Here is a 13,815-nt window from a genome sequence, read left to right as displayed (position 1 = left end):
CCATGCCCGGCGGCTTTTCCGCTGCGCTCGCCGGGCATGGCCCGGCGCTACCGCTTACTTCTGCTTGTACTTCGGCACGAACACCTTGTTCACCGCATCAGCCAGCTGGTCCGGCGGCAGCAGGCCCTGGTCGAGCAGGAAGTTGTTGAAGGCCAGGCGGTCGAACTTCGCGCCCAGCGCCAGCTCGGTCTGCATGCGCAGTTCCAGGATGCGGGTGTAGCCGTAGAAGTAGCTGCCGGCCTGACCCGGCATGCGTACCATGTAGCGGTCCAGTTCCTGGGTGGCCATCGCCTTGGACAGGCCGACCTGCTCCATCAGCACGCGCTCGCCGTTGGCACGGTCGGTCAGGCCGAGGTTGAGCATCGGGTCGAGCATCGCGCGCGCGGCGCGCAGCAGGCGGAACTGCAGGGCGATCATCTGCCCGTCCAGCGGCTCGTACGGCACCATCTCGGCTTCGGCATACAGCGCCCAGCCTTCCACGTTCACCGAATTGAACGCGAACATGGTGCGCGCCAGCGACACGCCGCGCTCGACCATTGCGGTGAACTGCAGCTCGTGCCCCGGGCGGCCTTCATGCGCGCTCAGCGTCCATGCCGCCGCACCGAAGTTGAAGTCGTCGTACTGCGCGCCCGGGCCCGCGGCCGGGTTGCCCAGCGGCAGCACGAAGGTGCCCTGCTGCCCGGTGTTGTTCACCAGCGGCGCCGGCAGGAAGTGCGGCGCCGGGCTGGCCGCGCTCTCGGCGGCCGAGCCCAGGCGCATCTGCATGGCGCGCTTGGGTACGTCGACGATGGCGTGTTCACGGATCAGCGGATCGATCGCATCGATCACCTTGCGGTAGTGGCCTTCCAGGTGATCGTCGGCGATCTTGTCGGCCTTCAGCGCGCGGATCACCGCCACCGGGTCGCTCGGATCAGCCACCTTCAGGCCCTTGTCCTTCACCACCAGCGGTGCCAGCTGCTGCATGGCCGAGCGGGTTTCCATGAACTCCAGCTGCGCACGCTGCATCAGCAGCTTCGGATCGATGTCGATGCCTACCTGCTTGAGCTGGTAGGCGTACAGCGGCGCCGGCAGGCGTGCGTCGGCACGTGCCTTCGGCAGCACCTCCCTGCGCGTCCAGGCGGCGTAGTCCTTCATCTGCCCGGCCAGGGTCTTCATCGCCTCGTCGGCGCCGGCGATCTGGTACTTCTTCAGCAGCGACTCGATGCCGGTGACGTAGGTCTCGACGTTGTCCAGCGACTGCTGCACTTCGATCTTCGTCGGCTGCAGCAGGCTGCTGTCCTTCAGCCGCTCTTCGTAGCGCTGGCGGGCCAGCGTGGTGAAGGCGGTGCCGCCCGGCTGCAGGCCGGCATAGGCCTTGAGGCGATCGATCGCCTTGGCACGGCGCTCGGCCGGCACCTGGTCGGACAGCAGCAGGTTGAGGCCGCTGAACACGGTCTGCGGTGCGTCGCTCCACGGCAGCAGGTACTTCTCGTTGAGCTCGCTGCCTTCGATGTTCTGGTTGGCGGCGTGGATCATGATCTCCAGGTCCTGGCGGACGTTGGGATCCTTTTCGGCGGCCAGCTTTGCCTTCAGTTCATCGCGTGCCTTGGCCATGGCAGCGCGGTAGCGCTTGCCGTTGTCCGGGCCGAGGTCGGCCACCTTGTCGTCATAGCCGGGCACGCCGAAGAAGCCGGTTTCCTCCGGCTGGAACGGGCCCTGCGCATCCAGCAGGATCTGCGCCAGCGCATTGCTGCGGGCGACCCAGGCCGGGCTGGCCGGGGTAGCGGCCTTGGCGGCGGGTGCCGCCAGCGCCGGCGGTGCGGACAGCAGCGGTGCGGCGCTCAGCGCCAGGGCAACGGCCAACGCGATCGGCTTCATGGTGCACTCCAGGACAGGGTTGCCCGCACCCTACGCGCTCACGGCGGTGGCGACAATCGGCGGGAAGTCATGGCGGGCTGGTTGTGCGGCCGGGCTCCGCGGAAATCTGGCGGGCGTAGAGTCGACTGTCAGTCGACTATCGCGCGCGGCGCGGGGTTTTTCGCTATCTGATCGAAGAGCAGTCGACTAACAGTCGACTCTACCCGGTCGACCATCGCGCGCGGCGCGGGGTTTCGCTATCTGATCGAAGAGCAGTCGACTAACAGTCGACTCTACCCGGTCGCCTCTACCTGGTCGACGTCCCGCAGTCGCCTGCCCGTGGAGGTCACAACGCGGCGGTCAGCGGGCATTCGCCGCGATCACGGCAGGCCTGCAGTTCGCATTCGTGTGCAGCCTCATCATCATCCAGCGCCGTCAGGTCGAAGGTCTGCTTGTCCTCGCCCAGCACGTACATCACCGGGTAGTCCCACACGTCATCGCGACGGGTGCCCTGCACGAATAACCGCCCATGCGCGTGCGGTCCTTCCAGGGCCACGGTCAGGCCGACATCACGCTGGCCGTTGATCGCAGTCTGCATGCTGCCCAGCGGCATCGACTCGATGTTCAGCGGCTCACCGAACGCTCCCACCAGTTCGATACTGCAACCCGCGCGCCGCAATGCCTCGCGCATCGGCGGGCTCTCGCGTGCCGCCTCGCTCCAGCGCAGCACGCTCCAGGTCACCACACCCCCTGCCCCACCCAGCACCAGCACCACCACCAACGGCATGGCCCAGCGCCAGTGGCGGCACCACCAACCGGCAGATGCCGGGTCATGGGCGGGAATCGGCGGTGGCAAGGTCATCGGCGGGCTCCTTCCCGTGCTGGATCAGGGTTTCAGGCAACGTCCCAGGAAGGCTTCGGCCACACGGTAGCGATGCAGCGCATCGGCGCCGGACAGGCCGTGCTTGGCACCCGGGTAGGTCATCAGTTCGAACGGCTGGGCACGCTTCTGCAGCGCGCTCATCAGGCTGGTCGAATTGGTGAACAGCACGTTGTCGTCAGCCATGCCGTGGATCAGCAGCAGCGGCGAACGCAGGCCATCGATATGGGTCAGCACGCGTGCTTCGCGGTAACCGGCTTCGTTGCGTGCCGGCAGATCCATGTAGCGCTCGGTGTAGTGGCTGTCGTACAGGCCCCAATCGGTGACCGGTGCACCGGCCACGCCACAGGCGTAGCTGTCGGACGCCTTGGCCAGCAGCATCAGGGTCATGTAGCCGCCATTGGACCAGCCCTGCACGCCGATGCGCGCCGGATCCACCCACGGCTGCTGCTTCAGCCAGGCCACGCCGCGCAGCTGGTCGGTCACTTCCACCGTACCCTGCTTGCCGTACAGCGCGCCGCCGAAATCCCGGCCACGGCGCGGGGTGCCGCGGTTGTCCAGCGAGAACACCACGTAGCCCTGCTGGGCCAGGTATTGGTTGAACAGGTGGTCGCCGCGGCCGGGCCAGCTGTCGGTGACGGTCTGGCTGGCCGGGCCGCCGTAGACATACACCGCCACCGGGTAGCGCTTGGACGGATCGAAGCCGGCCGGCTTGATGATGCTGTAGTTCAGCGGCGTCCTGCCGTCAGCAGCGGTGAGCGTGCCGAACTCGATCGGGCGCTGTGCATCGCGGTAACGCGCATACGGATGCTTGGGATCGGCCAGATCGTTCTCGAGCAGGGTGGCGATCTTCTCGCCATTGGCGCGGAACAGTTCGATCTGCGGCGGCGTGCTGCTGTTGGACCAGCTGTCGACGTAGACGCTGGCGTTGCGCGCAAAGCTGGCGCTGTGCATGCCCGGCGCCTTCGACAGGCGCTGCGGCTCGCCGCCCTGCAGCGACACTGCGTAGATCTGGCTTTCGCGCGAGGTTTCGATGCCAGCGCGGAAGTAGGCCTTGCCGGCCTTCTCATCGACCGCCAGCAGTTCGTCCACCGGCCAGTTGCCGTGGGTCAGTGCAGTGGCCTTGCCCTTGCTGTCGATGCGGTACAGGTGCTGGAAACCGGTGCGTTCGGACGACCACAGCACGCTGCCATCGTCGAGGAAGCGCAGGCTGTTGTGCAACGGCACCCAGGTCGGGCTGGTTTCGTGGGCGAGCACGCGCTGGCGGTTGGAGTCGAGCGCCACTTCCACCAGGTCCAGCTGCTTCTGGTCACGCGACTGGCGCTGGAAACTCAGGTGCTGCGCATCGCGCCAGTCCACGCGGGCCAGGTAGATGTCCTGTTCCTTGCCAAGATCGACCCAGCGCGGCTGCGCATCGGCAGCCGGTGCGATCACGCCCAGCTGCACGCGCACGTTGGCGTCGCCGGCGGCCGGGTAACGCTGCTCGATCACGTCAGTGCGGTCGGCATAGACCTCGTAGCGCTTCTGCACCGGTACCGGCGATTCGTCGATGCGGGCAAAGGCGATCGCCGAATCATCCGGCGCCCACCAGTAACCGGTGTGGCGGTCCATTTCCTCGTCGGCGACGAACTCGGCCACGCCATTGCCGATGGTGGTGCTGCCGTCGCGGGTCAGCTGCAGCTGCTTGCCGCTGGCCAGGTCGATCACCCACAGGTTGCGGCCGCGGATGAAGCTGACGAAGCCGCCCTTGGGCGACAGCTTGGCATCGGTGGCGAAACCTTCACCGTGGGTCAGCTGGCGCACTGCCGCCTGACCCTGCTGCTTGAGGTCGTACAGGTACAGCTCGCCGCCCAGCGGGAACAGCAGGCGCTGCGCGTCCGGCGACCACTGGTAATCGACGATGCCGGTCATCGCGGCGATGCGCTGGCGCTCGCGGCGCGCCTTTTCCTCATCACTGAGGGTCTCGGTGCCGGGCAGCACCACCTTGGAATCGACCAGCAGCCGGGTCTGGCCACTGCCGATGTCGTAGGTCCACAGGTCCAGCTGGTTGCGGTCGCTGTCCTTGCCACGCAGGAAGCTGACCTGCGAACCGTCCGGCGCCACCTTGGGCTTCATCAGGGTCGGGCCGGACAGCGGCAACGGGCCGGTGATGGCTTCCAGGGTCAGCTTTTCAGCGTGGGCGGCGGTTGTGGTGGCGAGCATGAGGGCGAGCGAAGCGAACAGGTGGCGCATGGAGGATCCCGGCAAACGGCAGGTCCGCCCCCGCGATGGACGCGGAGCGGTCGTCCCCCATCCTAACCAAGCCTGTGCAGGAAGGCAGCATGACCTTCCGCCCATAAGGAGTGCTGACGAGTGCCGACCAACGGTCGGCACCCACCATACTGGGTCAGCGCTGGCCGAACAGGTGCTTGCGCTCCTCATCGCTGAGCGGCTTGCCGGCGTTCGGATTGACCTGCTGGCGCAGGGCATAGGCACGCTGGGTAGCCGGGCGTGCGGCAATGGCTTCATGCCAGCGCTTGAGGTTCGGGAACGCGGTGAAATCCACCGGCAGCTTGTCGTAGGCGCCGATCCACGGGTAGCTGGCCATGTCAGCGATGGTGTACTCGTCGCCGGCCAGGAACGCGTGCTGGGCCAGGCGCTTGTCCATCACTCCGTGCAGGCGGCGCACTTCGTTGTCGTATCGCTCGATGGCATACGGGATCTTTTCCGGCGCGTACACGTTGAAGTGGCCCATCTGGCCACTCATCGGGCCCAGGCCGGCCATCTGCCAGAACAGCCACTCCAGGGTGGTGACGCGGCCGCGGGGGTCGCTGGGCAGGAAGCGGCCGGTCTTCTCGGCCAGGTACAGCAGGATCGCGCCGGACTCGAACACACTCTGGGGAGCACCGCCATCGGCCGGGGCATGGTCGACGATGGCCGGCATCTTGTTGTTCGGCGAGATCGCGAGGAATTCCGGCTTGAACTGGTCGCCCGAGCCGATGTTGACCGGGTGGATGCGATACTCCAGGCCGGCTTCTTCCAGCAGCAGGGTCACTTTGTGGCCGTTCGGGGTGGGCCAGTAATACAGGTCGATCATGGCGGCGGCTCGGGGTGCGGAAAGGAACCTGAAGTCTAGTGCGTGAGTTGGGTTGGCACCGTCATGGCGGGCCGGTAACCTCGCCTCTCCCCCGAAACGCAGCATCCCCCGCATGAGTGCAAACCGCCCGCCGCTCTCCCCGTTGTCCACGCTGATCTTCGCCTCGCGCTGGCTGCAACTGCCGCTGTACCTGGGCCTGATCGTGGCGCAGTGCGTCTACGTCTTCCTGTTCGGCAAGGAACTGTGGCACCTGATCTCGCATTCGGTGTCGATGGGTGAGCAGCAGATCATGCTGATCGTGCTGGGCCTGATCGATGTGGTGATGATCTCCAACCTGCTGGTGATGGTGATCGTCGGTGGCTACGAGACCTTCGTCTCGCGCCTGCGCCTGGAAGGCCACCCGGACCAGCCGGAATGGCTGAGCCACGTCAACGCCAGCGTGCTGAAGGTGAAGCTGGCGATGGCGATCATCGGCATCTCCTCGATCCACCTGTTGAAGACCTTCATCGCCAGTGGTGCGCTGGGCGGCATCCCGCTGTGCACGCCGGAGCAGATGAGCGTGGCCGCTGCCAACATCGGTGTCGCCCGCTGCTCGATGCTGACCCAGGAAGGCGTGCTGTGGCAGACCATCATCCACTGCGTGTTCATCCTGTCGGCGATCGGCATCGCCTGGACCGACAAGCTGATGTCCAACAGCCACAGCAAGTCGCACGACCACTGATGCGGCAACCGGCAGCGGTCCTTCGCCGCTGCCCCGTCCCGGCCACTGCCCCTTGTACGCGGCGGTGGCCGGGATGCTAGATTGCACCCTCGCCGTTGCCGGCGGTGGCGTCGGGAAACGTCACCCTGCCGCGCCCGGACCGCAGGTCCCGGCCATGCATATCAATGATTTACGTCACGTCGTCTTCTAGAGGGGAGCAGGATGTCGCACGTCTCAACGATCACCGCCGCGCGCCGGTGGCTGCCGGTTGCCCTGGCACTGGCACTGGCCGCCTGCTCGGGCAAGGAAGAATCCGCAGCGCCCGCTGCCGCCACGGCGCCTGCCGCTGCTGCACCCGCCGCACCGGTGGTCGCTGCCAAGGTGCAATCGATGGGCACCGAGCAGCTGCGCGAGTCGGCCAGCCAGGCGCTGCGCGAGAACCGCATGTACGCACCGGCCGGCGACAACGCCATCGAGTACTACCTCGCCCTGCGTGACAAGACCCCGGACGACGCCTCGGTGAAGAGCGCGCTGACCGACCTGCTGCCCTACACCCTGATCGCAGCCGAGCAGCACCTGGGCCGCGAGGACTACGCCGAAGCGCAGCGCCTGGTGGCTCTGATCGAGAAGGTGGATGCCTCCGCGCCGGCCCTGCCGCGCCTGAAGGACGGCCTGGCCAAGGGCGTGCAGAACGCCGCCAAGCGCACCGAAGCGGAAGCCGAGAAGGCCAAGAAGGACGCCGAGGACCGCAGCAAGCAGCAGACCGAGCAGCAGCGCCTGACCGAGCAGCGCGCCAAGGAAGCCGACGCCGCCAAGCAGATTGCCGCGCAGCAGGATGCCGCGCGCCGCGACAACGAGCGCCAGGAAGCCGAACGGCAGGCCGCCGCCCGTCGTGAGGCCGAGCAGAAGCAGCAGCAGGCGGCCGCCCAGCAGGCCAGCGCCGCACGCCAGGCCGCCGCACCCGCAGCGCCCACCCTGCGCCCGGTCAGTACACCGGCGCCGCGCTATCCGGGCGAAGCCCTGCGCTCGGGAACCTCCGGCGAAGTGCTGGTGGAGATCACCGTCGGCACCGACGGCTCGGTGGTGAACGCTCGCGTGCTGCGCGCGACGCCGGGACGCGTGTTCGATCGTGAAGCCCTGAACGCCGTGAAGCGCTGGCGCTTCGAGCCCGTCAGCGCGCCGGTGACCACCCGCCGTACGCTGGTGTTCGCGCCGGGCAACAACTGAGGCACGTCGAGGTAGCGCCGGGCCACGCCCGGCGACAATGGATCAAGGCCCGGCATGTCCGGGCCTTGTCCGTTTCAGGCCGCGCCATCAATCAGGCGCTGCAGGGCAGGATCGCGCGCGACCAGCACCCGGAACAGGCCCAGCGCATGCAGGCCCGGCAGCAACGCACGCAGGTCGGCTTCGGCAGTGGCGCGGAAGGCGGGATCGCTGGACGGATCCTGCCAGTCACGAACGCTGGCCAGGAAAGCACCCACGCTGCCCTTGCGCACGGTCACGCCGTTCACGTGCACGTCGTTCTGATGGTCGGGGAGGATGTCGTGTGGCTGCATGGATGAGACTCCGTTGGGATCGGAAGCCAGTGTGGCGCCCGGCAACCGGCGCATCTGCCGTATAACTGCCAACTGATATGGCAGATCAGACATCCATCGCGTTGATCGATCCCACCCTGGCGGACGCCGGCGGTGGTCCCGCGGTGCTGTCGTCGCAACTGCGCGCAACCGGACGACGCCGCACAGCACGCCACCGGCATGTGCGCGGCCAGCTGCTGGGTGTCCACCACGGCATGCTGCGCATCGAGGCCGGGGATCTGCAGTGGCTGCTTCCGGCCGGGCACGTTGCATGGATACCGCCCTCGCTGCCCCACGCACTGGTGGAGGCAGAGGATTTCGATGGCTGGAGCCTGTACTTCAGCGCCGCGGCCTGCGTGGAACTGCCAGCGACACCGCGTATTTTCCAGCCCAGTACGCTGCTGCAGGCCGCGACGGCCCGTGCACTGCGATGGCCCCATCGGGTGCTGGATGCTGCGCAGGAGCGCCTGGCCGGCGTGATCGCCGATGAGATCGCCGCCAGCACGCCGCTACCGCTTGCCCTGCCGCAGCCACGCGACCGACGCCTGCGCCGGATCGCCGCCGCACTGGCACGCACCCCGCACGACAACCGCAGCATCGACGACTGGGCCGCCAGCAGCGGTCTGTCCAGCCGCAGCCTCGCCCGCCACTGGCTGGCCGAAACCGGCATGACGCTGGGCCAATGGCGGCAACGACTGCGCGTGCTGCTGGCGCTGCCACGCCTGCTGGCGGGCGAGCCGGTGATCGGTGTTGCGCTGTCGATGGGCTACGACACGCCCAGTGCGTTCATCGCCGTGTTCAAACGCGAGATGGGCGTGACGCCTGCGCGGTATGGGGATGGGTGAGGTGTCCAACGTTCCGGCTGTCTGCACTTGCGACCTGAAATCAACGAGGCCCGGAATGACCGGGCCTCGTTCCAGATCCGCCGGGCATGGCCCGGCGCTACCATCCGCACTTAGCCGGAGATGGCCAGGCGCTCGTTGTGGTAACGGCGCACGGCGGCGAACCACAGCACGGCTGCCAGGCCGAGGCTGGCGCCGAGGTAGATCGCCCACACCGAGGGGGTGATGGTCTCGTGGCGGATCACCTTCAGCAGCATCTGGTTCTGCGACAGGAACGGCACTGCGTACTGCCACAGCTGGCTCTTCACCGGGTAGGCAATCAGCGCATAGCCCGGCAGCATCGGCAGCAGCATCAGCCAGGTCATGTGGCTCTGCGCTTCCTTCATGCTCTTGGCCGCTGCGGCCAGGAAAGTCAGCAGCGAGGTGCCGATCAGCAGCATCGGCAACATCACCAGCAGCATCTGCACCATGGCGACGATGTTCATGTTGAGCTGGCGGCCGATGTTGCCCGGTGCAATCTGCGCGCTCACCTTGAACGCGGCCAGGGTCAACAGCAGCGAGGCAAAGCCGACCATGCAGGCGGCGGCGATCTTGCCGCTGACAATGGCGCTGCGCGATCCCGGCGTGGCCAGCAGCGGCTCAAGCGACTGCCGCTCACGCTCGCCGGCGGTGGTGTCCATCACCAGGTAGGCGCCGCCGAGGAACGAGGTGAGGGTCAGCAGGATCGGCAGCAACGCCGACAGCATCAGGCCACGCTTGGCTTCGGCACTGGCCATGTCCTGGCTGGCCACGTCCAGCGGCCGTGCAACCTGGGCGTCGATGCCACGCGCCATCAGCCGCAGCGCTCCCACCTGCCCGTTGTAGGTGGCCAACGCCGCCTGCAGGCGCGCAGTGGGCACCTCGGCGGCACGCCGCGTGCTGTCGCGGATCACCTCCACCAGCGCCGGCTTGCCATCGGCCCAGTCCTTGCCGAAGTCCGGGCTGATGCGCAGCGCCACGTCGATGTCCTGCGAGCGGATGGCCTCGGCCAGGTCCTTCGGTGCAGCAGCGGCATTCAGGCCCTGGGCCGCCAGGAAGCGCACCAGGTTCGGCGCGTGCTCGGCGCCGATGGTGGGAATCTGCAGCGGCTGCTCGATCTGCGTGCGCACGCGGCTTTCGGACAGCTTGCCCATGCCCAGGATCAGCAGCGGGTACAGCAGCGGACCGAAAAGCAGGGTCAGCGCCAGCGTGCGGCGGTCGCGCGAGAGGTCACGCAGCTCCTTGCGCATCACCGTCATCAGGGTCGACATCATGCTCATGCGTGCAGGCCCTCTTCGCTGCCGATCAGTTTCACGAACGCATCCTCCAGATTGGTTTCACCGGACTGCGTGCGCAGTTCATCGGCGCTGCCGGCGGCCATCACCGTGCCCTTGGCAATGATCACGATGTGGTCGCACAGCGCCCCCACCTCCTGCATGATGTGGCTGGACAGGATCACGCAGCGGCCTTCTTCGCGCAGCCCCAGCAGGAACCGGCGCAGCGCGCGGGTGGTCATCACGTCCAGGCCGTTGGTGGGTTCGTCGAGGATGACATTGCGCGGGTCGTGCACCAGCGCACGGGCGATGGCGGTCTTGGTGCGCTGGCCCTGCGAGAAGCCATCGGTCTGGCGATCAAGGATGTCGCCCATGTCCAGTGCATGCGACAGCACCTCGATGCGTTCGCGGATGTGCTGGGCCGAGAGGCCATGCAGTTCGCCGAAGTAGGCGATGTTCTCGCGCGCGGTCAGGCGCTTGTACACGCCACGCGCATCGGGCAGCACCCCCAGGTGGCGGCGTACCTCCACCGGGTTGCGCGCTGCATCGATGCCATCGACGCTGATGCTGCCCTGGTCGGGCGTCATCAGCGTGTACAGCATGCGCATGGTGGTGGTCTTGCCGGCACCGTTGGGGCCCAGCAGGCCGGTGATCTGGCCATCGGCGGCGCGGAAGCCGACGTTGGCCACCGCCTGGATACGGCCGGTGCGGGTATCGAAGGCCTTGTGCAGGTTGTCGGCGACGATCATGGGGCCCATCCGTTGAACGAAGTGAACGCCGGCACGTAGCTCAGCGTATCCAGGCAGCTGGCATCGATCGCCTTGGCATTGGTGGTGTCGATGAACTGGCCGAGCAGGCGCGGCATGCAGCCGGCGTTGAGCGTGCCGTGACCCTGCCCGCGGGCAACCAGCGCTCGGCCGTTGGGCAGGCCCTTGAGCACCTGCTCGGCGTAGCGCGGCGGGGTGACCGGGTCCAGTTCACCGGACAGCAGCAACACGGGCAGATCGCCCTTCAGCGCTGCGGTGCTGGCGGCCGGCGCCGGCTGGTGGGGCCACACCGGGCAGGCGGCGAAGAACGCGCGCGCTGCTTCGGCACCGAACAGCGCGTCATCGCTTTCAGGCGGGGCCTGGAAGCGCGGCGCGTCTTCGCTGCAGATCACCGACCACTGCATGCCGCGGTTGATCTGGAAATCCATGCTGCGGGTGGCGCCACGCACCAGCGAGGCCAGCGGGGCGTAGCGGCCCTGTGCGGCTTCATCCAGCACCAGCGGCAGCAGCGAGGAGTACTCGGGCACGTAGGAGAAGGCGAACGCCAGGCCAACCACGCTGTCCGGCGAAAGCACGTCCTGGCGCGGCGCGTTCGTACCGGGGTCGCGGTAATCGACCGTCACCGGCGTGCGGCGCAGGGTGTCGGCCACGCTGCGCAGCTGTTCACGGGTATCCACCGGGAAGCGCTTGCTGCAGGCGGCGTCCTTGCGGCACTGCGCCGACTGCAGGGTGATGGCGTTGTCGAAGGTCCTGGCGAACTCGCCACCCACCACCAGATCGTTGGGCACCACGCCATCGATCACGATGCTGCGGGTGTGCTGCGGGTAGGCCATGGCATAGCGCTGGGCCACGCGGGTGCCATAGGAGCCCCCTACCAGATTGAGCTTCTCGGCACCCAGCGCCTGGCGCACGGCGTCCAGATCGGCAATGGCTTCGGTGGTGGTGTAGAAGCGCGGATCGGCACGGCCTTCCAGCGACGCCAGGCACTGCGTGGCGAAGTCGCGCATCACCGCTTCGGTGGGCGCGGCGTCTTCGTCCAGCTGCAGTTCCTTGCCGTCGGCGCCCAGGCAGCTGAGCGGGTTGGAGCCGCCGGTGCCGCGCTGGTCGATCAGGAACACGTCGCGCTGCTTGCGTACCTGGCGCAGGGCGGTATCGACAACGACGGCCACCTCGCTGGCGGCCTGGCCGGGGCCGCCGGCCAGGAAGAACACCGGATCGGGCTGGCTGCTGCTGCCGTCGCCCGACTCCAGCCAGGCGATGCGCAGGCCGATGCTGCGGCCTTCGGGATGGGCGCGATCCTCCGGCACCTGCAGGGTGGCGCACTGCGCTTCCACGTTGGCGCTGGCGCCGACGGTGGACAAGGTGCAGGGCTGGAAGCCGATCGTGCCGAAGCGGCGGCTGGGCGCGTCGGTGCTGCCCTTCGCGTCGGCGGACGGCGGTTGGCTGCAACCGGCAAGCATCAGGCTGGCCAGCATTCCGGCCAGCGCGAGGTGGTGTCTTTGCATCGTGCGTGTTTCCCCTGGAGGACGTTCCTGCCGACCACGACGGGCTGCCGTGGAAGATGTGACCCAACTTACACGGGCAGCGCGTCGGCGGCGATGGGCAGAGGCGGATTTCCGGGCGGGACGGCGCAGGCCAGGCGATCGCGGCCCTCGGCCTTGGCCCGGTACAGCGCCGCATCGGCCGCCGCCAGCAGCGTGGACAGGTCGCCTTGGCCTTCGTCCATCGCCAGACCGATGCTGGCGGTGACCGTCACCGGTCCGGTGGCCAGGCGCGCCGGGCACCGCTGCAGAGCGGCGCGGATCGCTGCGGCCCCTGCCATTGCGTCGTCCTGCGTGCTGCCGGCCATCACCAGCACGAACTCCTCACCGCCGTAACGGCCCAGCAGGGCGTCGTGGCCCGGGGCACAGCGCTGCAGCAACGCTGCGAAATGGCGCAGTACCTGGTCGCCTGCCAGATGGCCCCAGCGGTCATTGATCTGCTTGAAGTGATCGACATCCACCAGCAGCAGCGCCAGCGGCCGCCCTTGTCGACGCAGGCGCTGCAGACGCGCCTGGCCATCGGCCAGCACGGCACTGCGGTTGAGCAGGCCGGTCAGGCCGTCGGTGCGCGCCGCGTGCCGCAGATCGACCAGCATCCGCTCGACCAGCAGCAGCACCATCGCGAAGCAGCGCGCCAGTTCCAGCATCACTCCGGCGATGTAGGTGGCGAACATCGGCGAACCGGTACGCATGATGTCCTCGCCGGCATCCGGGGCCACCGGCAGGAACAAACGCACGGCATACAGCGTGGCTTCGGCCAGGAACACCGCCGCGGCCAAACGGCAACTGGTGCGTTGCTGGGCCGGGGCATGGCGCAGCAGCAGCCATGCGATCCAGCCATCGACAACCAGCGCGAACACGCTGAACACCTGCAGGCGCACGCCCAGGCTCGGCCACAGCACCAGGAAGGCAAAGATGCAGGCCATGAACGCGGCCGCCATCAACAACGGCCGCCACAGAGGCAACGGCTGCTCCAGGTGCAGCGCCACGCCGCGCAGCATCATCAGCGCGCACCCGGCCATCGCTGCATTGCCGGCCAGCACGGCCGGCACCAGTGGCAGATAGGGACGCAGCGCCAGCAGGGTCACGCCCAGGGTCAGCAGCCACAGGCTGGCGGTCCACTGGCGCAGCACGGGTTGCCCGCGCAGCACGACCAGCAGCAGCGAGAACCCCACGGCAATGCCGATGCAGAGCAGGAAGCCAAGCACGGTGATGGTGCGGAAATCCAGGGACATGCAGCGCTCGTCGGCCGGGGCGGCGCGCGCATCTTAGCGCCTTGCAGTGCGATTCCTGCGGCGCTCTTCGGC

12 protein-coding genes are annotated in these 13,815 nt (G+C 67.8%); 3 read left to right on the top strand and 9 right to left on the bottom strand.

Features of this window, described 5'->3' with window-relative positions; all coding sequences use genetic code 11:
- Positions 1-54: 54 nt before the first annotated feature.
- From AC5P88_RS12105 to AC5P88_RS12090, 4 genes are all read right to left on the bottom strand, one after another.
- Complete coding sequence (locus AC5P88_RS12105) at positions 55-1,857, bottom strand: DUF885 domain-containing protein (RefSeq protein WP_286074498.1); 1,803 nt, start codon at positions 1,855-1,857, stop codon at positions 55-57.
- Between the two features lie 325 nt (positions 1,858-2,182).
- Positions 2,183-2,698 carry a cytochrome c oxidase assembly factor Coa1 family protein gene (locus tag AC5P88_RS12100; protein ID WP_111202353.1) on the bottom strand — a complete coding sequence of 172 codons (516 nt, stop codon included), beginning with the start codon at positions 2,696-2,698 and terminating at the stop codon, positions 2,183-2,185.
- A gap of 24 nt (positions 2,699-2,722) precedes the next feature.
- Complete coding sequence (locus AC5P88_RS12095) at positions 2,723-4,948, bottom strand: S9 family peptidase (protein WP_495225133.1); 2,226 nt, start codon at positions 4,946-4,948, stop codon at positions 2,723-2,725.
- A 154-nt stretch (positions 4,949-5,102) separates the two neighbouring features.
- Positions 5,103-5,792 carry a glutathione binding-like protein gene (locus tag AC5P88_RS12090; RefSeq protein ID WP_106550671.1) on the bottom strand — a complete coding sequence of 230 codons (690 nt, stop codon included), beginning with the start codon at positions 5,790-5,792 and terminating at the stop codon, positions 5,103-5,105.
- Between the two features lie 112 nt (positions 5,793-5,904).
- On the opposite strand from AC5P88_RS12090, the gene AC5P88_RS12085 reads away from it, so the two are divergent.
- On the top strand, positions 5,905-6,513 hold the full coding sequence (locus AC5P88_RS12085; RefSeq protein ID WP_495225132.1) for a TIGR00645 family protein: 609 nt from the start codon (positions 5,905-5,907) through the stop codon (positions 6,511-6,513).
- Positions 6,514-6,714: 201 nt separating this feature from the next.
- Positions 6,715-7,719, top strand: a complete 1,005-nt coding sequence (locus tag AC5P88_RS12080; RefSeq protein ID WP_286074499.1) for an energy transducer TonB — start codon at positions 6,715-6,717, stop codon at positions 7,717-7,719.
- Positions 7,720-7,793: 74 nt separating this feature from the next.
- Here AC5P88_RS12080 and AC5P88_RS12075 read toward each other — a convergent pair whose 3' ends face one another.
- Positions 7,794-8,048, bottom strand: a complete 255-nt coding sequence (locus AC5P88_RS12075) for a hypothetical protein (protein ID WP_495225131.1) — start codon at positions 8,046-8,048, stop codon at positions 7,794-7,796.
- Between the two features lie 77 nt (positions 8,049-8,125).
- Here AC5P88_RS12075 and AC5P88_RS12070 point away from each other — a divergent pair, with 77 nt between their 5' ends.
- Entirely contained in the window at positions 8,126-8,911 is a 786-nt protein-coding gene (locus AC5P88_RS12070) for a helix-turn-helix domain-containing protein (protein WP_495225130.1), read from the top strand.
- Between the two features lie 110 nt (positions 8,912-9,021).
- Here the strand turns inward: AC5P88_RS12070 and AC5P88_RS12065 are convergent, their stop codons facing one another.
- From AC5P88_RS12065 to AC5P88_RS12050, 4 genes are all read right to left on the bottom strand, one after another.
- Positions 9,022-10,206: an ABC transporter permease gene (locus tag AC5P88_RS12065; RefSeq protein WP_111113176.1), complete on the bottom strand. Its 1,185-nt coding sequence runs from the start codon at positions 10,204-10,206 to the stop codon at positions 9,022-9,024.
- The gene (locus AC5P88_RS12060; protein ID WP_495225129.1) at positions 10,203-10,949 is read right to left on the bottom strand and encodes an ABC transporter ATP-binding protein; all 747 of its coding nucleotides are present in this window, start codon (positions 10,947-10,949) and stop codon (positions 10,203-10,205) included. The genes AC5P88_RS12065 and AC5P88_RS12060 overlap by 4 nt, the downstream gene beginning before the upstream one ends.
- Positions 10,946-12,472: an alpha/beta fold hydrolase gene (locus AC5P88_RS12055; RefSeq protein ID WP_495225128.1), complete on the bottom strand. Its 1,527-nt coding sequence runs from the start codon at positions 12,470-12,472 to the stop codon at positions 10,946-10,948. Before AC5P88_RS12055 ends, AC5P88_RS12060 begins: the two co-directional genes overlap by 4 nt.
- A 68-nt stretch (positions 12,473-12,540) precedes the next feature.
- Entirely contained in the window at positions 12,541-13,743 is a 1,203-nt protein-coding gene (locus AC5P88_RS12050) for a GGDEF domain-containing protein (RefSeq protein WP_495225127.1), read from the bottom strand.
- Positions 13,744-13,815: the final 72 nt, after the last annotated feature.

Source organism: Stenotrophomonas sp. YJH_SMC_8, assembly GCF_059371315.1.
Note: the sequence above shows the minus strand (reverse complement) of the source record. Positions and strands in the feature narration are given on the sequence as shown.

What these genes read in the sequence shown, in the direction of transcription:
- AC5P88_RS12085 (WP_495225132.1), top strand. Translation starts at nt 5,905, where the DNA reads ATGAGTGCAAACCGCCCGCCGCTCTCCCCGTTGTCCACGCTGATCTTC.
- AC5P88_RS12050 (WP_495225127.1), bottom strand. Translation starts at nt 13,743, where the DNA reads ATGTCCCTGGATTTCCGCACCATCACCGTGCTTGGCTTCCTGCTCTGC.
- AC5P88_RS12090 (WP_106550671.1), bottom strand. Translation starts at nt 5,792, where the DNA reads ATGATCGACCTGTATTACTGGCCCACCCCGAACGGCCACAAAGTGACC.
- AC5P88_RS12100 (WP_111202353.1), bottom strand. Translation starts at nt 2,698, where the DNA reads ATGACCTTGCCACCGCCGATTCCCGCCCATGACCCGGCATCTGCCGGT.
- AC5P88_RS12080 (WP_286074499.1), top strand. Translation starts at nt 6,715, where the DNA reads ATGTCGCACGTCTCAACGATCACCGCCGCGCGCCGGTGGCTGCCGGTT.
- AC5P88_RS12055 (WP_495225128.1), bottom strand. Translation starts at nt 12,472, where the DNA reads ATGCAAAGACACCACCTCGCGCTGGCCGGAATGCTGGCCAGCCTGATG.
- AC5P88_RS12095 (WP_495225133.1), bottom strand. Translation starts at nt 4,948, where the DNA reads ATGCGCCACCTGTTCGCTTCGCTCGCCCTCATGCTCGCCACCACAACC.
- AC5P88_RS12065 (WP_111113176.1), bottom strand. Translation starts at nt 10,206, where the DNA reads ATGAGCATGATGTCGACCCTGATGACGGTGATGCGCAAGGAGCTGCGT.
- AC5P88_RS12070 (WP_495225130.1), top strand. Translation starts at nt 8,126, where the DNA reads ATGGCAGATCAGACATCCATCGCGTTGATCGATCCCACCCTGGCGGAC.
- AC5P88_RS12105 (WP_286074498.1), bottom strand. Translation starts at nt 1,857, where the DNA reads ATGAAGCCGATCGCGTTGGCCGTTGCCCTGGCGCTGAGCGCCGCACCG.
- AC5P88_RS12075 (WP_495225131.1), bottom strand. Translation starts at nt 8,048, where the DNA reads ATGCAGCCACACGACATCCTCCCCGACCATCAGAACGACGTGCACGTG.
- AC5P88_RS12060 (WP_495225129.1), bottom strand. Translation starts at nt 10,949, where the DNA reads ATGATCGTCGCCGACAACCTGCACAAGGCCTTCGATACCCGCACCGGC.